The sequence below is a fragment of the Sphingomonas sp. Leaf67 genome, from assembly GCF_001421965.1.
Taxonomy (GTDB): Bacteria; Pseudomonadota; Alphaproteobacteria; order Sphingomonadales; family Sphingomonadaceae; genus Sphingomonas.
Window position 1 is genome coordinate 124,285 of sequence record NZ_LMLP01000020.1, and the last position, 20,332, is coordinate 144,616.

Here is a 20,332-nt window from a genome sequence, read left to right on the forward strand (position 1 = left end):
CCCATCTGGGATCCCAATCGGGAAAGCTGTCAGGATTGCGGCGAGGTCGCGATGCTGGACAGGTCCGTGGCGGCGTCGATCGGCACCCCGGCTTCCTTTCGCTCCGAATAGCGATCGACCAGTTGCGCAGTATGCGGGCGCAACAAGACGGTGAAGCGCACCAGTTCCTCCATCACGTCTACGATCCGATCGTAATAGCTCGACGGTTTCATGCGGCCGGCATCATCGAATTCGTTGAACGCCTTGGCGACCGACGACTGGTTGGGGATCGTCACCATCCGCATCCAGCGGCCCAGCACGCGTAAGCTGTTGACGCTGTTGAACGACTGCGATCCCGCCGAAACCTGCATGACCGCGAGCGTGCGGCCCTGTGTCGGGCGCATCCCGCCCATGCTGAGCGGCAGGTGGTCAATTTGCAGCTTCATGATGCCGGTAATCTGGCCGTGGCGTTCGGGGCTGCACCACACCTGCCCCTCCGACCACATCGACAGCTCGCGCAGTTCGTGGACGGCCGGATGATCGTCGCCGGCGTGCTGGTCAGGGAGCGGCAGCGTAGCGGGATCGAAAATGCGCGTCTCACAGCCGAAGAAGCGGAGCAGCCGCGCCGCTTCCTCAATGCACAGGCGCGAATAGGATCGCTCACGAAGCGATCCATAGAGAAGCAGGATACGGGGCGGCGGATCGCCAGCACCCAGCCCAAGGGCGGGCCGATCGAGCACGTAACGCCGATCGAGTGCCGGCAGATGGTCAGGGTCGGTAAGGTCGCGCAGCGGCATCAGGCAATTCCAATTCGCAGCGCGAGCGCCGCCAGCGTGATGAGCAGGACAGGCACGGTCAGCGTGACCCCGACCCGGAAATAATAGCCCCATCCGATCCTGACGCCCTTCTGCCCCAGGACGTGCAGCCACAGCAGCGTCGCGAGCGAGCCGATCGGCGTCAGTTTGGGGCCGAGATCGCAGCCGATCACGTTGGCATAGATCATCGCTTCCCTGACAGCGCCGGTTGCGTGCGTAGCGTCGATCGACAGCGCGCCCACCAGCACGGTCGGCATATTGTTCATCACCGACGACAGGACGGCCGCGATCACGCCCGTCCCCAGTGCCGCCCCCCACACCCCGCCTTGCGCGGTGCGATCGAGCAGCGCCGCCAGATGATCGGTCAGGCCAGCGTTCCGTAGGCCATAGACGACCAGGTACATGCCGAGCGAAAAGATCACGACTTGCCACGGCGCACCGCGCAGCACCTTGGCCGTCGGGATCACATGGCCCCGCCCCGCGATCACCAGCAACAGGATCGCGCCGGCAGCCGCGACGGCGCTGACCGGCACGCCGAGCGGTTCGAGTAGAAAGAACCCGGCCAGCAGGAGCGCGAGGACGATCCATCCGGCGCGGAAGGTCGCGGCGTCCCTGATCGCCGCACCAGAAGCGCGCAGCGCGGTCACGTCGTAATCCTGCGGGATATCGCGCCGGAAGAAGATCAGTAGCGCACCCAGCGTGGCGGCGATTGACACCAGGTCGACCGGCACCATCACAGACGCATATTCCCCGAACCCGATCCGGAAGAAGTCGGCCGACACGATGTTGACGAGGTTCGACACGATCAACGGCAGGCTGGCGGTGTCGGCGATGAACCCTGCCGCCATGACGAACGCCAGCGTCGCCCTGTCCTTGAACCCCATCGCCCGCAACATGGCGATGACGATCGGCGTCAGGATCAGCGCCGCGCCGTCATTGGCGAACAGCGCTGACACCGCTGCGCCGAGCAGGACGATTAGGACGAACAGCCGGCGACCATGCCCTCCGCCCCAGCGCGCGACGTGCAGTGCCGCCCATTCGAAGAACCCGGCTTCATCCAGCAACAGGCTGATGACGATGATCGCGACGAAGGCGGCGGTCGCGTTCCAGACGATGCCCCAGACCACCGGCACGTCGGACAGGGTGACCACGCCCGCGAGCAGTGCCACGACCGCCCCGCCCATCGCGCTCCACCCGATGCCGAGGCCCTTGGGTTGCCAGATGACGAGCGCGATCGTCGCGACGAAGATCAGGACGGCAAGAAGCATCAGGCGACGCGCTGGCCCGATGCATCGACCACCTGTTCGCCGTCTTCTTTGGCGAACGCGGCGCGCTGGCCGCTTGGCAGCAGATCAAGGACGGCTTCGGACGGGCGGCACAGCTTCACGCCGAGCGGCGAGACGACCAGTGGCCGATTGATGAGGATCGGGTGCGCCATCATCGCATCCACCAGCGCGCTATCGGACAGCGCCGTGTCGCCCAGGCCCAGCTCCGCATATGGTGTGCCCTTCTCGCGCAGCAGCTCGCGGGGCGTCATGCCGGCGCAGTCGATCAGATCGACCAGCAGCGGGCGCGAGGGCGGCGTTTTCACATACTCGACTACATGCGGCTCTATGCCGGCATTGCGGATCATGGCGAGGGCGTTGCGGGACGTGCCGCACTCGGGGTTGTGATAGATGACGATATCGACGGCCACGGGGCGTCCTTTCAGCAGCAGGGGGCGAGTTCGGCGAGGAGCGGCGCGCACAGTTCGGGCGAGCCGGCGCAGCAGTCCTTGACAAGGAACAGCGTCAATGCGCGCAGGCCGTCGAGATCGGCGCGATAGATGATCGACCGGCTATGGCGTTCGGAGCGGACCAGGCCGGCACGTGCAAGAATGCCGAGGTGCGCTGACATGGTATTCTGCGGCACATCGAGCAGCCGAGCAATTTCGCCGGCCGCCAGTCCGGCCGGTTCATGGCGGACCAGCAGGCGAAACACATCCAGGCGCGTTCCCTGCGCCAGCGCGCCAAGCGCAGCGATAGCCGAATCACTTTCCATATATCCAGCATAACAGATATATAGGGTGGCGCTACTCTCACTCGCTCAATCGTGGATCAGGCGTCTCACCACTCACCCCGCAACAGCTTTCGGGAGGGCTTGGCGCGTCCCGTTTGTGGATCGTTTTCGGGAAAGCCTGCATGGCATCTGGAATGGCTGAGGCTCAGCACCTCCTTCGCTGCCAACCTGAATGGATGGCAGAAGGTGGGGAGCTGAAAACGGGGCGCGAAGGGCTGCACCTCGGTCACCAGCCCAACTTAGCAAGGACGCCGACTATTCCCCGCGATGCTCGCGCCGTCCAGCCAGATCGTTGGTTTGCGGACTTCCTTACCCATCTCTCAAGGCATAAAAGGTTAGCCAAACTCATTCTCGCCTCGAGGGCAATATTTCACAAACGGCAGACGGGGTAGCCAACGTATTGCTATGCAACTATGGGCAATTCCTAGTCCTCACGGGGCATCCAGCGATATCTCAGACACACATGACATCGGATCGCGCCGTTACCCGGTGAGCAAGGCCGCGCCTGCGCAAAACGCCGCCCCGAAACAGGTCCGGGGCGACGTTCTGATCCGTACCGATCGACAAGCCGTTCAGCGCAGCCGGAGCGCCTTTCGGATGGTGTCCCAGCCTACGATCTTGAAGTTCTGTGTCTCCGGCGCGTTGTCGCCGTCCTGCGCGACCATCAGGCCGTGGCGCAGGCCGGGGCCGAAATCGCCGAGCATCAAGTCGATGCCGTCGGTCTCGCTGGTGCCGTCGATCGCGCCACCGCCGATGCGGAAACGGCCGGCATAGGTGAGCGCCGGCAGGCGGTAGAGGGTGTAGGCATTGTCGCCCTGGCTGCTGACGACCAGATAGCCGCCGTCGCGGCCCTTGGGGGCCAGTGCCAGCCCTTCGGCATCGGCGATCAGCGTCGTGCCGTCGACCTTGGCAACGGCCGTGCCGGTGACGGGCGCGGCGGGATCGGCGGCGAAGCGCCACAGGCCGATATCCTCCTCGGCGACGTAGAGCAGCCCGGTCCGGTCGTCGACCACACAGCCCTCTGCCTGCGTGCCGACCTTCATCGAACGCACCGTGCGGACCTGCGGCGTCGCGCCGGTCGTGTCGATCGACACCTGATCGATGCGGCCGTCCTTCATCACGACGAAACCGAACAGCGCGTGATCGCGCGCGCGGGTCCACAGGCACATGCCATAGGCTTCGCCGGGACCGACCGGATAGCGGCCCATCGGCACCAGCTTGCCCGCAACCGTGTCGAGGGTGAACAGCGCGACATGCGCCTCGCCAACGTCCGCACGGTCGCTGGCGACGGCGATCACCCTGCCGCCGACGTCCCGCAGGTCGACATTGTTGAGCCGCGCGGCGGGGGTGAAGCTCAGCCGTTTGCCCGACAGGCTATAGACATGAATGCCGGCCTGCTTGTCGGTGCCGATCACGAGGCTCCCGGCCGGATTGCGCCGGTTGCGCCAGATGGCGGGATCGTCGGCGGCGTCGGCGGCGGTGTCGACCGGATCGGTCTCCGCCACTGCGGCAACCATCGGCACCGCATTCGGCGTCACCGGCGGTGGGGGCGTTACCCCACACCCGCCGAGCAGCAACGCCGCGACCGCGAACCGCCGCATCAGAAGTTCACCCGCACGCCCGCCTGATAGCGGCGGCCGAATGTCTCACGCTCAATCGTGTAGCGGGCGTCGCGGACGTAGCGCCGGCCGGGACCGTTCAGCAGGTTGCTGAAATTGCCGAACAGTTCGACCTGGCTGGTGACCGCATAGCGCAGCGAGGCGTCGAGTTCGTTATCCTTCGCCCAGTAGAAGTCGCCGCCGTCGACACCACGATTGACACCGTTGATGACATCGAACGCACCCAGATCATCGAGCCATCGCGAGCGGTTCTGATACTGGACCCGCGCCGAGAAGCCGTATTTCTCGTAATAGGCACCGATATTGTACACCGCGTTCGACGCACCCGGCAGCGGTACGCGGCGGCCATCGGGGGTCTCGGCGCGGCTGCGGTTGAGCGTGGCGTTCAGCTGTATGCCGAAGCCGCCTACCCAGTCGGGCAGGCCGAGATCGGTCACGAACGGATCGAGCTGCTGCTGGATCGCGCCCTCGACACCGAGGATCGAGCCGTCGCCGCCATTGTCGATGGTCGAATACAGGTATTGCGACCGGTCGACGCCGCCGAAGTTCAACAGATCATTGCCAACCGTCCGTGTCGTGTCGAACAGCACGCCACGCAATCTCTTGTAATAGGCGCCAAACGACAGGAAGCCGCTGGGGGCAGCATAATATTCGACATAGGCGTCGACGCCCATCGCCTTTTCCGGCTTCGCTGCCGGATTGCCGCCCTCGATGGTGAAGTTTCCGTCATTGATCGACAGGTTCGGACGAAGCTGATCGTAATCAGGTCGTGCTGCGCCGGTGCTGAACGACAGCCGCGCCTTCGTATTTTCGTTCACGTCATAGTTGATGTGCAGGCTCGGATATACCAGCGTCTGGCTGGTTTTCACTTCGAGACGCTGCGGTCCAGTGCCAAACGCGCCGGAGTCATTGCGGATATGCTCGATCCGCGCGCCGCCGACGACATTGCCCCATTCGGTGACGACCGTCGCCATCGCATAGGCCGAATAGATGCGCTCGTTCACGTCATAGAGGTTGGCGGTCTGATCGACATAGCGGCCGACCGTCTTGGCGCGGTCGACGAGGTCGAGGAGCTGGGCCTTGCCGAAATACTGGAAGGTGTAGCCCAGCGGGATTTCGCCCTGAAAGCCGCCGGGGATCGCGATCTGGCCATAGCCGGTCGGGATGTGGGCGGCGGCGAACTGCGCGGCGGTGTTCAGGTCGAGCAGGCGTTCGTCGACCGACTTGGTGCGATCGTCGAAGCGCAGGCCGACCGCAAAGGTCGTCTTGTCGCCGAACAGTCCGTCGACATCATGCTGCACGTCGAGGCGCGCGGTATAGGCGTCGGTGGTGTCGGCCGCGAGCAGCGAGCGCAGGCGGACAAGTGAACGCGGGAAATCCTCGATCGCGGTCACCCGGGCACCGCGGGCAAAGGTGCCGTTGGTGTTGCGGATGGTCCGGAACAGCTGGACGCGTGCCAGTTGCGGATCGGTGAAGTCGTAGCCGACGGTCAGCCGGTTGGCGGCGTTCGCGCCGTTGGTGCCGAACGACGGGCTGTCGTAGTTCAACTGTGCGGGCTGGGTCCGGTCGTCGATCGAGCGGCTATAATTGGCCCGCCACGATACGCGCCACGTGTCGAGATCATGGTCGCCGCCCAGCGTGTTGGTGAACACCGACTGCTTGTACGCGCGCACGGTGAAGTTCGAATTCAGATCGATACCGTACACCGTGCCCTGCAGCGGGGTATTGCCGGTGCAGACATCGGCATAGCCCGTCGTGCCGGTGGCCGGCGTCGCATTGACCGCGCAGGCAGCGGTTGCGGTCGACAGGCGTGACTGCTGATCGTCGAGATCGAAAATATAGTTGTTGCGCTGTTCGTCGTCCTGGAACGCCGAATAGATGGTTTCGGCGAAGATGCGGTGGTCGGGCGACGGCTTCCAGTCGAGCCGGGTCGACAGCGCATAGTTCTTGCGGACGAGGCGATACAGCTTGTTCTCGGTTTCGCGTGCCCAGATGCGGTCGGCAAAGCCCGGCCGCGCGTCCTGCGCCACGGTTTCCCAATCGGTCTCGAAATTGTCGGTGACCATGCCGCGCCGGTACAAGCTGGCCGACGAGGCAATGCCGAATTCACCGATGCCGGTGTCGAACCGGTCGGACACGACCAGCGATCCTTCGAATTCGCGACGGTCGCCCAGTTCGACCAGACCATAGGCGGCCTTGCCCGCGACATGGAACCCGTTCTGGTCGAAACCCGAACGGGTGATGATGTCGACATTGCCCGAAATGGTTTCGCCGACCATGTCCGGGGTCACCGCCTTGCGGACGATGATCTGCTTGGCGATCGCCGACGGAATTGAATCGAACCGGGCGGCGCGACCTTCGGGGCTGACGACGTTCACGCCGTCGAACGACAGCGTGGTCCAGCGCTTCGGCGCGCCGCGCAGGTTGACGTAGCGGGCCTGACCCTGGTCGCGCTCGACGCCGACACCGGGCAGGCGGCTGATCGCCTGAGCGATGTTCTGGTCGGGCAGGCGACCGACCGCGTCGGAGGCGATGACCGAGACAAGCGCGGTGCTGTTGCGCTGGATTTCGAGCGCGGCGGCTTCGGATTCGGCGATCGGGCGGCTGCCGCGCACCACGATTTCCTGTTCCTCTTCGGGGGCCACTGGATCGGCGACGACCGGCATATCCTCGACCGGATCGGCCAGCGCGGCGACGGGCAGGAACGCCGCGCCCGTCAGCAATGCGCGCACGACGACGGCCCGCGAGGACCGGGCGAAGATACCAACCATGTCAGAAAGCCCCTTGTTAGGGGAGCGTTAACGCTCCCGCCTTGGGGTTGCCCCTGACGACGGGGAATGAAACGACCGTTACGAGATCGTTACGTAACCATTACAGTGTCGAGCGTGTTGCAGATCGGCAACAGACTTGTCCGACGGTGCGATCGTTACCCCGAAACCGGTTCGGGGCAACGATCCGCACGCGTTATCCTTCGACCTGACCGAGATAGTCGCCATACCCTTCCGCTTCCATCGCCTCCTTGGGTACGAAGCGGAGCGAGGCGGAGTTGATGCAGTAGCGCAGACCACCCCGGTCGCGCGGACCGTCGGGGAACACATGGCCGAGATGGCTGTCGCCGCCCGCCGAGCGGACTTCGGTGCGGACCATGCCATGCGTCGCGTCGCGCAGTTCGGCGACATTGGCGGGCTCGATCGGCTTGGTGAAGCTCGGCCAGCCACAGTGCGAATCGAACTTGTCGGTCGATGCGAACAATGGCTCGCCCGACACGATGTCGACATAAAGGCCCGCGCGCTTCTCGTGCAGATATTCGCCGGTGCCTGGCCGTTCGGTGCCGCTTTGCTGCGTCACATGGAATTGCTCGGGGGTCAGGCGGGCGATTGCCGCCTCGGTCTTGCGATATTCGGTCATCATGGGCTTCCGTACTGGGGTGCCGGATAGATGGGGGCGCGACGGCGGGTTCGCAAAGCCGGTCAGAACAGCTCGCCGAGGAACCCGACGACCGACGCCCAGGATCGGCGATCGGCATCGGCGTCATAGGCCATGCCCTTTTCGGGCGCGGCGGCATGGGGGTTGGTGAAGGCGTGCATCGCCCGGCCATGCGCGTGCAACTGCCAGTCGGCATGCCGCGCGCCCATTTCCTCGGCAAAGGCCAGCACCTTGTCCGGCGCGGCCATCGGGTCCTGCCAGCCATGTTCGACCAGCACCTTCGCCGCGATCGGGCCGTGACCGCCCAGATCGTTGCCATCGAGCATGCCGTGCAGGCTGACCACGCCCACCACGCCGTCGGCCCCGCCGCGCGCGAGGTCGAGGGCGCACAGCCCACCGAAGCAATAGCCGATCGCCGCGATCTTCGTCGCGTCCACCCGGTCGAGCGACGCGGCGAACGCAACGCCTGCGCGCATCCGCTGCAACAACGCGGCGCGATCGGACAGGAACGGGCCGATCAGATGGCTGTTGTCGCCCGCCGGATCGCCCTTGACGTCCTTGCCGAACATATCGATCGCGATGCCGACATAGCCGAGGGCGGCGAGCCGCTCGGCAGTCCGATGCTCGGCCTCGCCGCGTCCGGCCCATTGGTGCGCGATCAGCACAGCGGGGGCCGGGCCGTCCCCGGCGGGGAACACCACGCCCGCCTGCAACACCGTGTCGCCGTCGCGATAGTCGAACTGCTGCACCGTCATCCGTCTGCTCCATGATGGGAAAGTCGCGCGCTGAACGGTCGGACCGGCAGGGGGGTTGCGCGTGGACAGGTCCGCTTCGTACGATGCCGGCGAAGCGCCGGAATACGGGCGCGATTGCAGGAGGTTGCGCGATGCGGATGGTGTGGGCGACGATGGCGGCGGGGATCGCCACCGCCGGGGTGGCGCAGGACGCCCCGACGCTGGGTGCCAGCAACCATGCGGTCGATATCGCCATCGCGCCACCCGCCGGCACGCCGACCTTTGCCGACGAATTTACCGGCAAGACCATCGACCCCGCCCACTGGCGCTTCGATACCAGCCGCAATCGCGACGGCTGGTACAATAACGAACGGCAATATTATGCGCCCGCCAACACCCCCGCCAATGCCCGGATCGCCGATGGCGCGCTGGTGATCGAGGCGCGGCGGGAGAAACCGAAGGGCGGCGATTCCGGCGGACAGGACTATACCTCCGCCCGGATCGTGTCGGTGAAGCCGATGGGCTATGGCTTTTACGATATCCGCGCGAAGCTGCCGTGCGGACGTGGCATCTGGCCAGCGCTGTGGATGCTGCCGCCCGATGGCAAATGGCCCGAAGAGGGCGAGATCGATATTCTCGAACTGGTCGGCTACGAACCCGATCTGGTCCATGCGACGCTGCACACGGCCAAATTCAACCATGCCCGGGGCCCGCAACGCGGCGGATCGCGCAGGATGACCGACGTTTGCGGGCAATGGCATCACTATCAGCTCGACTGGACCCCACAGGCGATCATCATCGGCATCGACGGGCGCGGCTATATGCGCGTCGCCAACGACCAGCCGGGCGGGCGCGCGGCTTGGCCGTTCGACCGGCCGTTCGACCTGATCCTGAACGTCGCGGTCGGCGGCGACTGGGGCGGCAAGATGGGCATCGACGACAGCAAATTCCCGCAGTCGATGCGGGTCGATCATGTCCGCTACTGGCGACGCTGAACCACGACGATTTCGCCACAGGCGGGGATGAAGTCGACCGCGCGGGTAAGCGACTGGCCGTCGAGCACCGTGCGCAGCGTCGCGATCGGCCCGCCATGCGCGACGACCAGCACGGTCGGTTCACGGGGCAGCGCCGCCCATCCGGCCAGCACCCGGTCGGCTAGGTCGCGTCCGCGCTCTCCGCCGCCGGGCCGGTAGGTTTCGGGATCGGTCATCATCCGGTCCATCTCCGCCCCCGTCTCGCGCCAGATCGCGTTCCACGACCGGCCCTCCCATGCGCCGAAGTCGCGTTCGAGCCAGCGAGGGTCGTTGATGACCGGTACGTCGCGACCGCGCGCAATCTTCTCCGCCAGCAGCCAGCTACGGAGCGCGCCCGAATGGACGATGGCGTCGATCGTGGTGGCGGCGAGGTCGGCAACGATCCGCGCCGCCAGCGTCTGGCCCTCGCGGCTCCACCCCATGTCGGACCGGCCATAGCAGCGCCCGGCCCATGCCTTCGCGACCGGCGGGTGGCGCAGCAGCAACACCTTCACCGTACGGCGACCGCCAGCAGCAGCGCCAACTGCCCCATCGCTGCCGCGAAGCCGAGGCAGTCGCCGGTACTCCCCCCGATGCGTGCGATCAGGAAACGGCGCAGCCAGAGCAGCAGCACGAGCATCGCGCCGAACGCCGCCCCGGTCGCACCGGGCCGCAGCCACAGGATCGGGGCAAGGCCGGGCAGTGCCAGCACGATTGCCAGCGCAAGGCGGCCGCGCGGCATCCGCCCGGCACGCACCGCCATTCCTGCCCCACTGCCGACCGGGGCGACGATCGCCGCCAGCGTCACCGCGCACGACCGTCCCGCCGTCGCCGCGCCGACGATCGCCGCCGCCGCGACCGGGGCCGGCAATGCGACCATCGCCGCGATCCGCAGCACCACGCTCAACGCCAGCCCGAGCGCGCCATAGCTGCCGATGCGGCTGTCCTTCATGATCGTCAGCGCGCGCTCCCCCGACGCGGTGCCCCCGAACGCATCGCAGAAATCGGCGACCGCATCCTCGTGAAACGCACCGGTCAGCAACGCCTCGACGATCAGCGCCAGCGTCGCTGCGACCAGTGGCGGCCAAATCCAGCCGGCAACGACGAACACCCCCGCCGTCGCCGCACCGATCAGCGTGCCGACCGGCGGCAGCCACGCCATCGCCCGCGCCAGCCCCGCCCCAGCCTGTTCCGCCGACAGCCGGGCAAGGATCGGCACCGGCAGGCGGGTGAGGAACTGGACCGCCAGCAACGGCGCGGCCCAGCGCGGCGCGTCAGTCGGCACGATCCGCCCCGATCTGATCGAGCCGCACCACGTCGTTGAGCAGCGCCGACGCGGCATCGAGCAGCGGCAACGCCGTCAGCGCCCCGCTCCCCTCGCCCAGCCGCATCTCCCAGTCGAGCACCGGCGTCAGCCCGAGTGCGGCGAGCGCCGCCTGATGCCCCGGCTCGGCCGAACGATGCCCCGCGATCATCGCCTTCCCGCTGCCCGGCGCGAGCGTCTCGGCGATCAAGGCGGCGGCGGTGGCGACATATCCATCGAGCAGCAGCGTCACCCCCCGCGCCGCGCCCGCCGCATAGAAGCCGGCCATCGCCGCGATTTCATAGCCCGCGACCGATGCGATCGCTGCACGCGGATCGGCCCCGCCCCGCGCACGATCGGTCGCGGCGGCGACGACCCGGCGCTTGGCGGCAAGCACCGTGTCGTCCGCCCCTGCCCCGCGCCCGACCGCCGCAGCGGGGTCGAGTCCGGTCAGCAGCGCGGTGAGGCAGGCGGCCGGGGTCGTGTTGCCGATCCCCATCTCCCCGGCGATCAGCAGCACCGCGCCTTCGTCGATGGCGCGCTCCGCCTCGCTGGCACCGATGCCCCAAGCCGCGTCGAACTGTGCGACCGTCATCGCCGGGCGGGCACCCAGCGGCGCGGTGCCATCGGCGAGGCGCGCATCGCGAAAGAAGGCCGGCCCGTCGACCCGCGCACCCGTCATGCCGACGTCGACCAGCCGCAACGGGCAATCGGCGGCAGCTGCCAGCGCGTTGCTGGTCGCACGGCCCGACAGGATGGTGGCGACCATCATCGCCGTCACTTCGGACGGCCATGCCGACACGCCCTCCGCCACACAGCCATGATCGCCCGCGAACAACACCGCCTGTCGGGGCGAGGTCCGCGCATCGATCCGCCGCTGCGTCAGCGCCAGTTCGGTCGCCAGCGCCTCCAGCCGTCCCATCGCCCCGCGCGGCTTGGCCAGCGCGTCCAGATGCGCGCGAATCTCGTCGATCATGGGGCCTCCCCGGCAATGTCCAGAAGTGCGTCGATATCCAGCGCCGCCTCGAGCGCCCGCGCGACGCCGTCGAGCGCCGCGTCGATGCCCTCGCGCCGGTCGAGCGGATCGCCCCGCGCGCCGATCCGCCGCAACAGGCTCGCGCGCGCGCTGGCGGCATCGAACAGGCCATGGACATAGCAGCCGGCGATCTGCCCGTCGCGCGCGACCGCGCCATCGGCCGTACCCTCGGCGAACCGCAACAGCGGCGGCGTGCCCGGCGCGACGGTCGTGACGCCGGCATGGATTTCGTACCCGGCGAACGCCGCTCCGTCCGTCAGCGTGCCGGTGACCGGCCGGGTCGTCTTGGCCCCGGCCATCACCGTATCGATCGGCAGCAGCCCAAGGCCCGCCACCCGTCCGGCCGGTCCCTCGATCCCGTCCGGGTCGGCGATGCTGGCCCCCAGCATCTGATAGCCGCCGCAAATCCCCAGCACCTGCCCCCCGCGCCGGACATGCGCGCAAAGATCGATATCCCACCCCTGTCCGCGCAGGAAAGCGAGGTCGGCGATCGTCGCCTTGGTCCCCGGCAGGATCACCAGCGCGGCATCGCCCGGCAGCGGCTGGCCGGGCGGGATCATCCGCAGTCGCACCGCCGGATCGTGCGCCAGCGCGTCGAAATCGTCGAAATTGGCGATGCGCGACAGCATTGGCACCGCGATTAGCGGGCCTTCGCCGTGCTCGGCCCCGCGTCCCAGTGCCACCGCATCCTCGGCGGGCAGGCGCGCGGCGTCCGCCAGCCACGGGACCAGCCCGATATCGCGCCAGCCGGTCCGCACGACGATCTCCGCGCGACCATCGTCGAACAGCGCCGGATCGCCGCGAAACTTGTTGACCAGAAAACCGCGGATCATCGCCGCGTCGTCGGGGTCGATCACCGCCTGCGTCCCGACCAGCGAAGCGATCACCCCGCCGCGATCGATATCGCCCGCCAGCACCACCGGCACCCCCGCCGCGCGCGCGAACCCCATGTTCGCGATATCGCCGGCGCGCAGGTTGATCTCAGCCGGCGACCCTGCCCCTTCGGCCACCACGATATCGGCTTGGCCCGACAATCGGCGATAGGCCGCCAGCACCTCGGCCAGCAATTCGGGCCGCCGCCGCCGGTAATCGCCCGCGCGCATCACCCCCGCGACCCGCCCGCCGACGACCAGTTGCGACGTCCGGTCGCTCTGCGGTTTCAGCAGCACCGGGTTCATGTCGGTCGTCGGCGGCACCCGGCACGCCATCGCCTGCAACGCCTGCGCCCGGCCGATCTCGCCGCCACCCGCACAGACGGCGGCGTTGTTCGACATGTTCTGCGCCTTGAACGGGCGCACCCTGAGGCCGCGATCGGTCAACAGCCGGCACAAGCCGGCGACCAGCACCGATTTGCCGACATCCGATCCGGTCCCCTGGATCATCACCGCAGCCATGCGACGCCCCCGACCAGCAGCCACAGCAACAGGCAGGCGGCACGATAGATGCCGAGCGCGCGGGTCAGGTCGCCGGCATCGGGCGGCGGCCCTTCGCCCAGCACCGCGCGCTGCGCCGGCTCGCCATCATAGGTCACCGCCCCACCCAGCCGACGCCCCAGCGCACCCGCCATCGCCGCCTCCGGCCAGCCGCCATTGGGCGAAGCGTGGTGGCGTGCGTCGCGCAACATGGTGTGCCAGCCACCGCGGCCGGCCAGCGCGATCAATGCCCCCGCCACCCGCGCCGGCACGAAATTGACGACATCGTCGGCACGCGCCGCGGCCCAGCCGAACGCGCCGAGCGCCGGCGTACGGTGCCCGACCATCGAATCGGCGGTGTTGATCGCCTTCACCACGAACAGCCCCGGCAGTCCGAACAGCACCAGCCCCAGCGCCGGCGCGACCACCCCGTCGCAGAAACTCTCCGCCAGACTTTCGATCGCCGCCGTCGCGACGCCGGCTTCGTCCAGCGCATCGGTATCCCGCCCGACGATCATCGCCACCGCTTGCCGTGCTGCCGCAAGATCGCCCGCCATCAACGGCCGCGCCACCGCCGCGACATGATCGTGCAGACTGCGTTGCGCCAGCCCCGTAGTGGCGACCAATATCGTGACGACCGTCCCCAATCGCTCGATCGCCAGACCCAGCACGACCGACAGCGTTACCAGCAGGACGACCAGTGCCACCCCCTCCAGCCGCCGCCGCCGGTTCCAGCGCCGCTCTGCCCACGCGATCAGCGCGCCGATGCCCATCACCGGATGCCACCAGCGGCGCGGATAGCCGAGCGCCGCCTCGACGATCAGCGCCGCCAGCGCGATCACCGCGCGACCGGCAGGATATAGCGATGCCCCTGCGGCGTGCGGCCGATCTCGACATCGATGCCATAGGCCTCCGCAATGGCCGGCGCGGTCAGCACATCGTCCGCGTCACCGCTTGCCACGATCCGCCCGTCCTTCAGCAACACCGCATCGTCCGCCACCCGCGCCGCCAGATGCAGATCGTGCAGCACCAGTACCACCCCGCGCCCGCCCCCCGCGACCCCGCGCAACCGCGCCAGCACATCCAGCTGATGCGCGGGGTCGAGGCTGGCGAGCGGTTCGTCGGCGAGCAGCCAGTCGGGTTCCCCGGCCAGCACCCGCGCCAGCAGCGCGCGACCGCGCTCGCCGCCCGACAACCGTTCGACGCCCCGCCCGGCCAGCGCGGTCATGTCGGTCGCCGCCAGCGCGTCCGCCACCGCATCGCGGTCGGCCTGCGTCTCACCCCACCGCCCGCGATGCGCGAACCGGCCGAGGCCGACCAGCGTCGCCACATCGATATCCCAATGCACGTCGGCCGATTGCGGCAGCAACCCGATCGCCCGCGCCCGCGCGCGCCGGTCGATCGCCTGCACATCCTGTCCGCCCAGCCGCGCCGCGCCCTTATCGGGGCGGCGCAGCGCGGCGAGGCAGGCGAGCAGGCTCGACTTGCCCGCGCCATTGGCACCCAGCAGCGCGGTCACCCGCCCCGGCCGGAACGCGAACGACACCGCGTCGAGCACGCGCTGCCCACCAAGCGTCAGCGAAATCGCATCGGCCACCAGATCGGTCATGCCAGCCTCCGCCGCATCGCGATCAGCAGGTACAGGAAGAACGGCCCGCCCAGCATCGACATGGCGATACCCAGCCGCAATTCGCTGACCGTCGGGGCCAGTCGAACGAGGCTGTCGGCAAAGGTCAACAGCACCGCCCCCGCCAGCGCCGAAGGCAGCAGGATTGCCGACGGACGATTGCCGGCGAACGGCCGCACCATATGCGGCACGATCAGCCCGACGAACCCGATCATCCCCGCCGACGCCACCGATGCGCCGACCGTCAGCGCGACGCCGGCGATCACCAGCCGTTGCAGCCGCGCCGGATCGACGCCCATCGACCGCGCCGCCGCCTCGCCCAGCGTCAGCGCATCGAGCGACCGAGCGGTCAGCGCCAGCAGCCCGATACCTGCCACGATCAACGGTGCCGCGACGAGCACATCGTCCCAGCTGCGATCGGTCAGCGCCCCCATCAGCCACGTTACGATCTGCGACGACACGAACGGCGTCGGCGCGACGCTGATCGCCAGCGCGGTCAGCGATCCGGTGATGCTGGTCAGGATCATGCCACCCAGCGTGAACAGGATCAGGCTGCCCGAACGGCCCGCGATCAGCGCCAGCAGCGCCATCGTCACCCCTGCTCCCATCAGCGCGAAGCCGGGCAGCAGCCACATCTGCGCGGCATAGCCGAAATACAGCGCCATCACCGCCCCGAACGCCGCGCCCGACGACACGCCGAACAGCCCCGGATCGGCCAGCGGATTGCGCAGATAGCCCTGCATCACCGCCCCCGACAGTCCGAGCGCACTCCCCACCAGCAACGCAAGCACGGTGCGCGGCAGGCGCAGTTCGACGATGATGATCGATCGCGGATCGTCGGCAGTCCACGCGTCGAACGGCACCCACACCTTGCCCGCCGCAACCGACAGCGCGGCGGCGAGCAGCAACAGGACGATCAGGCCGAGGGTCAGCCGCTTCATGACGTCACTGCTCCACGCACCTGTCGCAACCGCGCCATCGCCGCGATGATCGTCGGCCCACCACAATTCATCAGACGCGTGGGATACGGGGCGACGGTGATATGCTTCGCCAGCCGCCGCACCGCCGGATGGCCGGTCATCCGGTCGTCCTGCACCCCTTGGGGCGCGGTCGACAGCAGCACGCGCGGTGGATCGGCAACCAGATATTCGAGCGGGAGGACGTCCCATTGCTTGAGGCCATAGGCCGCGCTCATGTTACGAAAACCGGCGCGTTTGAGCAGGTCGTCGGTTAGCGTACCACTACCCGGCACCAGCCCATTGCCCTGCCACACCAGCGCCCCGACTGGACGCGCGGTCGAAGGAATCGCCGCCGCCCCGATCCGCGCCGCCAGCGCCTCACCCCGGTCGGCATGGCCGGTGGCTGCGGCGATGGCGCGGACCTGATCCATGCTTTCCGGCACCGACTCCGCCACCGGATATTGCACCAGCGCGATCTTCATCCGCTTCAATGCGGCGATCGTCGCCGGTTCGACGTGCGGCCCGGCGAGGACGATGTCGGGGCGCAGCGCCACGACCTCCTCCGCCGTGCCCGACGTCGCCTTGAATCGCTGCGCCCAGCCGAGCGGCACCGACGTCCCGCGCGCATCCTGCGAATAATGGCTGATGCCGACGATCTGTGCCGGATCGGCGACCAAGCGCAGCACCGCATCGACGCACGGATTGATCGACACGATCCGGGGCGCACGCGGCGCGGCCGAGACCAGCGCGGGCGCGGCGAGCAACAGGGCGAGCGGACGGATCAATATTCGACACCCTTCTGCGCCTTGAACCCGGCATGATAGGGATGCTTCACCTCGCCGAATTCGGTGACCAGATCCGCGAGGTCGAGCAGTTCGGGCTTCGCGTTGCGGCCGGTGATGCAGATATGCTTGGTGAGCGGCCGATCCTTCAGGAAGGCGATGATGTCGGCGATCGGCAGCGTGTCGTCGCGCAGCACGATGTTCAACTCGTCGAGGATGACGAAGTCGATCGCAGGGTCGAGGATCATCTCCTTCGACCGTTCCCATGCCGCGCGGGCGGCGGCGATGTCCTGCGCGCGGTCCTGCGTCTCCCACGTGAACCCCTCGCCCATCACCTCGAAGCTGGCAAGATCGGGATGCGCGTCGAAGAAGTTGCGCTCGCCTGTCTCCCACTTGCCCTTCACATATTGGAGGATCGCGACTTTCATCCCCCAGCCGATGCTGCGGATCGCCATGCCGAACGCGCTCGACGACTTGCCCTTGCCATTGCCGGTATGGACGATCAGCAGCCCACGTTCGAGGGTGCGGCGCGCCTGCATCTTTTCGCGCGCCACCGCCATGCGCTGCATCCGGGCATTGTGGCGGGCGTGATCGTCGGGCGTCTCGGTCATCAGATAACCTCCTTCAGGGCGGTGGTCAGGCGGGACAGCGCCGCCCCGTCGGGTGGCAGGCCGATCCGCAACCGGTCGCGCCGGTCGGCGAACGGCCGGGTCAGGATGGCATGGTTGCACAGATGGCGGAACAGCGCGTGCGCGTCGCTGGTCTCGATCAGCCGGAACAACGGCGCGCGGCCGATGATATCGACCCCGGCCAGTGCCAAGTCGAGCAGCGCGCCGACCGTCGCGATCCGCTCTGCCTGTGCATCGGCAAAGGTGCGGTCGGCATAGGCCGCCGTCCCGATCCGCACCGCCGCGCTCGACACCGGCCAGTCGCCGAGCAGGTGACGCAGCGCACCCGCCACCCCGCTCCCGGCAACGACGAAGCCCAGCCGCAATCCGGGCAGGCCGTAGAATTTGCCGAACGATCGCAGCACGATCAGCCGGTCGGACGCTTCCCCCGCCAGACCGGCCACGGGATCGGCATAGGCTTCATCGACGACCAGTGTCATCCGCCGCGCCAGTGTGCGCAGATGGTCCGCCGGCGTGACGAAGCCGTCGGGATTGGCGGGGCTAGCCAGCACTAGCAGGTCGGCATCGCGCGGATCGGCGAGCGCGGCCACGGCGCTTGCGTGCGGCCATGCGGCCGCGTGGCCGGCATAGCCCGGCCGCACTACCGCCGGCCGCCCGGCGGCAAGGATCACCCCCAGCAGCCGCAGCGCCAGATCGGTACCCGGCACCGCGACCACCGCTGTAGGGTCGGCCACCCCGAACGCCCGCGCCGCCGCCCGTTCCAGCGCCGCCAGTTCGCCCGGTTCGGGCAGCCGGTCATGGCCCGGATCGATCGCGCCATGGGGATACGCCCATGGCGCGATGCCGGTCGACAAATCGATCCAGTCGTCTCCGCCGAACGCACGCATGGCGGCGGTCACCCGCCCGCCATGCGCACAATATTCGGCGAGGTCGATCATCAGTAGGTCAGCCGCACGCCGCCATAGGCAGCGCGCCCCGGCGTCCCGTACTGGAAGATCGTCTGATAGCGTTCGTCGAACAGGTTCTCGACGCGGCCATAAACCTCGACCCGTTCGGTCACCGCGAACGACGCGCGCAGATCGGTCAGGACATAGCCGTCCAGCCGCCGCGCGTTCGACGCATTGTCGAAACTGTCGCCGACCATGGTGACGATCGCCCCCATCGCCAGCCCGAACGCCCAGCGGTAATCGGCGTTGACGGTCAGGCTGTCGGCAGGACGCCGGGCCAGCTTGCGCCCGAAATTGGCGGTCCCGGCCGACCGGTTCTCGGCATCCAGCCATGTATAGGCGGCAGCGACGGTGAACGCCTCGACCGGCTTCAGCTTCAGCGCGAATTCCAGCCCCTTCGCCTCGGCGCGGGCGATATTGTCATAGGTGCCGTTCGGCTTGCCCACACAGACGCCGGTCGTCACGCCGAAGCACGACACGAACGCGATCAGATCCTTCGACGTGCGATCGAACCATGTCGCGCTGGCCTCCACCGCACCATCGAGGCCACGCTGGGTGATGCCCGCGTCCCAGCCCTGCGAACGCTCCGGGGTCAGCGCCGCATTGCCATATTCGCTCTGCAACTGGAACAGGGTTGGTGCCTTGAACCCTTCCGAATAGCTCGCCCGCAACACGGTGTTGCCGGCGTTCGGCGACCACACGCCGCTACCCGAAAACACCGTCGCCCCGCCGAAGACATTATGGTCGTCGTGCCGCACGCCGCCGGTCAGCGTCAGGTTCTCGATCGGCGTCACCGCCAGCTGACCGTAGACGCCCAGCAGCCGCGCCCGACCGGTGGCGGTCGGACCGCCGAAGCTCGACGTCGTGAAGCGCGACACCTCACGCTCGACGCCAAAGGTCGCGAATACCGCGTCGGTCACGTCGAACGACCCCTGATAGTCGATGCGGTCGTTGCGCCCCTTGCCCCGGAACGTCTCGGTCGGCGTGCCATCGGGGTCGGTGTTGGTGCGGTTGCTCGACGTATGGGCATAGCCGATGCGATTGCGGAACCGCCCGTCGAACAGCGCCGCGTTCAGGCCGGTATAGCCGGTCCATTGCTCGGCATCGCCGTATTCGCGGGTATCGCCGAAGCTGAACGTCGGCGCGGGGAAGCCGTCGATCTCGGTCCGGCCGTTGGAATAGAAGCCGCGGACATCGACCGACACGCTGTCGGCCAGCGCCACCGACACGCTGCCGTTCGCGCCATAGCTGCGATAGCCGTCCGCCTCGCGCCCCGGCGCATAGGCCGAGATGCCGTCGGTGGTCAGGAAGCCGCCGCCGATGCTGGCCGATACCGGCCCCGCCTTCCCCGAGATGTTCGCGAACCCCTGTCCGGTGCCGAACGAGCCGCCCTCGCCGCGCACGTTGATCGACAGCGCGTCGGTCGGCTGGCGGGTGATGAGGTTGACGACGCCGCCGATCGCCTGGCTGCCCCACAGCACCGACTGCGCCCCGCGCAGCACTTCGATCCGGGCGATATTGCCGATCAGCAAATTGCCGAAATTGAACCCGCCGCCCGGCGAGGACGGATCGTTGAGCTTCACGCCATCGATCAGCGCCACGGTCTGGTCGCTGTCCGCGCCGCGGATGTTGACGCTGGTCGTCGTGCCGATGCCGCCGTTGCGGGTGACGGTGACGCCGGGCGTCTGGCGCAGCAGGTCGGACACGACCACCGCCTGCCGCTGTTCGATGGTGGTCAGGTCGAGCACGGTGATCGCCTGCCCGACGGTATCGACCGGGCGGGCTTCGCGGTTGGCGGTGACGACGATCTCGTCGCCTTCCCCCGCCACGCGTTCGAGGCCGACCGACGATTGCGCGCTCTGCGCGAAGGCCGGGGCAGCCGCGAACAGGCACGGCAGCAACAGCAAACGGGTCTTCGAAATCTTCATGAGGCACTCCCCCCAGACATAACCAGGGGGACGCGCACCGATGACGCCGGAACAGGCTGTTCCCA

Annotated in this window: 20 protein-coding genes; 1 reads left to right on the forward strand and 19 read right to left on the reverse strand. The window is 67.9% G+C overall.

Annotated features, from left to right (window positions below; all coding sequences use genetic code 11):
- Positions 1–29 precede the first annotated feature (29 nt).
- The 8 genes from arsH to ASE90_RS11520 all read right to left on the reverse strand — a co-directional run bounded on the left by arsH (position 30) and on the right by ASE90_RS11520 (position 8,652).
- On the reverse strand, positions 30–776 hold the full coding sequence (gene arsH / locus ASE90_RS11485; RefSeq protein WP_056000488.1) for an arsenical resistance protein ArsH: 747 nt from the start codon (positions 774–776) through the stop codon (positions 30–32).
- Positions 776–2,062: an arsenic transporter gene (locus ASE90_RS11490; RefSeq protein ID WP_056000492.1), complete on the reverse strand. Its 1,287-nt coding sequence runs from the start codon at positions 2,060–2,062 to the stop codon at positions 776–778. Before ASE90_RS11490 ends, arsH begins: the two co-directional genes overlap by 1 nt.
- Positions 2,062–2,490, reverse strand: a complete 429-nt coding sequence (arsC, locus tag ASE90_RS11495) for an arsenate reductase (glutaredoxin) (RefSeq protein WP_082449747.1) — start codon at positions 2,488–2,490, stop codon at positions 2,062–2,064. Before arsC ends, ASE90_RS11490 begins: the two co-directional genes overlap by 1 nt.
- An 11-nt stretch (positions 2,491–2,501) precedes the next feature.
- Complete coding sequence (locus tag ASE90_RS11500; RefSeq protein WP_056000495.1) at positions 2,502–2,834, reverse strand: ArsR/SmtB family transcription factor; 333 nt, start codon at positions 2,832–2,834, stop codon at positions 2,502–2,504.
- Between the two features lie 590 nt (positions 2,835–3,424).
- Positions 3,425–4,453 (reverse strand): phytase, encoded by a 1,029-nt coding sequence (locus tag ASE90_RS11505; protein WP_200910871.1) that lies wholly within the window; start codon positions 4,451–4,453, stop codon positions 3,425–3,427.
- Positions 4,453–7,242: a TonB-dependent receptor gene (locus ASE90_RS11510; RefSeq protein WP_056000498.1), complete on the reverse strand. Its 2,790-nt coding sequence runs from the start codon at positions 7,240–7,242 to the stop codon at positions 4,453–4,455. The genes ASE90_RS11505 and ASE90_RS11510 overlap by 1 nt, the downstream gene beginning before the upstream one ends.
- A 193-nt stretch (positions 7,243–7,435) precedes the next feature.
- Positions 7,436–7,879, reverse strand: a complete 444-nt coding sequence (gene msrB / locus ASE90_RS11515; protein WP_056000854.1) for a peptide-methionine (R)-S-oxide reductase MsrB — start codon at positions 7,877–7,879, stop codon at positions 7,436–7,438.
- Positions 7,880–7,941: 62 nt separating this feature from the next.
- Positions 7,942–8,652 (reverse strand): dienelactone hydrolase family protein, encoded by a 711-nt coding sequence (locus tag ASE90_RS11520; RefSeq protein ID WP_056000501.1) that lies wholly within the window; start codon positions 8,650–8,652, stop codon positions 7,942–7,944.
- A gap of 131 nt (positions 8,653–8,783) precedes the next feature.
- Here ASE90_RS11520 and ASE90_RS11525 point away from each other — a divergent pair, with 131 nt between their 5' ends.
- Complete coding sequence (locus ASE90_RS11525; RefSeq protein ID WP_082449748.1) at positions 8,784–9,626, forward strand: family 16 glycosylhydrolase; 843 nt, start codon at positions 8,784–8,786, stop codon at positions 9,624–9,626.
- Here ASE90_RS11525 and ASE90_RS11530 read toward each other — a convergent pair.
- The 11 genes from ASE90_RS11530 to ASE90_RS11580 are packed head-to-tail and all read right to left on the reverse strand — an operon-like array spanning position 9,611 to position 20,267.
- Complete coding sequence (locus ASE90_RS11530) at positions 9,611–10,159, reverse strand: histidine phosphatase family protein (protein ID WP_056000504.1); 549 nt, start codon at positions 10,157–10,159, stop codon at positions 9,611–9,613. The two genes, ASE90_RS11525 and ASE90_RS11530, sit on opposite strands and share 16 nt — an antisense overlap.
- Positions 10,156–10,929: an adenosylcobinamide-GDP ribazoletransferase gene (locus ASE90_RS11535; protein WP_235531778.1), complete on the reverse strand. Its 774-nt coding sequence runs from the start codon at positions 10,927–10,929 to the stop codon at positions 10,156–10,158. Before ASE90_RS11535 ends, ASE90_RS11530 begins: the two co-directional genes overlap by 4 nt.
- Complete coding sequence (gene cobT / locus ASE90_RS11540; protein ID WP_056000510.1) at positions 10,919–11,923, reverse strand: nicotinate-nucleotide--dimethylbenzimidazole phosphoribosyltransferase; 1,005 nt, start codon at positions 11,921–11,923, stop codon at positions 10,919–10,921. Before cobT ends, ASE90_RS11535 begins: the two co-directional genes overlap by 11 nt.
- Positions 11,920–13,377 carry a cobyric acid synthase gene (locus ASE90_RS11545; protein WP_056000513.1) on the reverse strand — a complete coding sequence of 486 codons (1,458 nt, stop codon included), beginning with the start codon at positions 13,375–13,377 and terminating at the stop codon, positions 11,920–11,922. Before ASE90_RS11545 ends, cobT begins: the two co-directional genes overlap by 4 nt.
- Positions 13,365–14,234 carry an adenosylcobinamide-phosphate synthase CbiB gene (gene cbiB / locus ASE90_RS11550; RefSeq protein ID WP_056000860.1) on the reverse strand — a complete coding sequence of 290 codons (870 nt, stop codon included), beginning with the start codon at positions 14,232–14,234 and terminating at the stop codon, positions 13,365–13,367. The genes ASE90_RS11545 and cbiB overlap by 13 nt, the downstream gene beginning before the upstream one ends.
- Positions 14,234–15,004 (reverse strand): ABC transporter ATP-binding protein, encoded by a 771-nt coding sequence (locus ASE90_RS11555; RefSeq protein ID WP_056000515.1) that lies wholly within the window; start codon positions 15,002–15,004, stop codon positions 14,234–14,236. The genes cbiB and ASE90_RS11555 overlap by 1 nt, the downstream gene beginning before the upstream one ends.
- The gene (locus tag ASE90_RS11560) at positions 15,001–15,963 is read right to left on the reverse strand and encodes a FecCD family ABC transporter permease (protein ID WP_056000518.1); all 963 of its coding nucleotides are present in this window, start codon (positions 15,961–15,963) and stop codon (positions 15,001–15,003) included. Before ASE90_RS11560 ends, ASE90_RS11555 begins: the two co-directional genes overlap by 4 nt.
- Positions 15,960–16,766: an ABC transporter substrate-binding protein gene (locus ASE90_RS11565; protein ID WP_235531779.1), complete on the reverse strand. Its 807-nt coding sequence runs from the start codon at positions 16,764–16,766 to the stop codon at positions 15,960–15,962. The genes ASE90_RS11560 and ASE90_RS11565 overlap by 4 nt, the downstream gene beginning before the upstream one ends.
- A complete protein-coding gene (cobO, locus tag ASE90_RS11570; RefSeq protein ID WP_056000522.1) occupies positions 16,763–17,374 on the reverse strand; it encodes a cob(I)yrinic acid a,c-diamide adenosyltransferase in 612 nt (203 codons plus the stop codon). Before cobO ends, ASE90_RS11565 begins: the two co-directional genes overlap by 4 nt.
- Entirely contained in the window at positions 17,374–18,330 is a 957-nt protein-coding gene (locus ASE90_RS11575; protein WP_056000525.1) for an aminotransferase class I/II-fold pyridoxal phosphate-dependent enzyme, read from the reverse strand. Before ASE90_RS11575 ends, cobO begins: the two co-directional genes overlap by 1 nt.
- Positions 18,330–20,267: a TonB-dependent receptor plug domain-containing protein gene (locus tag ASE90_RS11580; RefSeq protein WP_056000528.1), complete on the reverse strand. Its 1,938-nt coding sequence runs from the start codon at positions 20,265–20,267 to the stop codon at positions 18,330–18,332. The genes ASE90_RS11575 and ASE90_RS11580 overlap by 1 nt, the downstream gene beginning before the upstream one ends.
- Positions 20,268–20,332 lie beyond the last annotated feature (65 nt).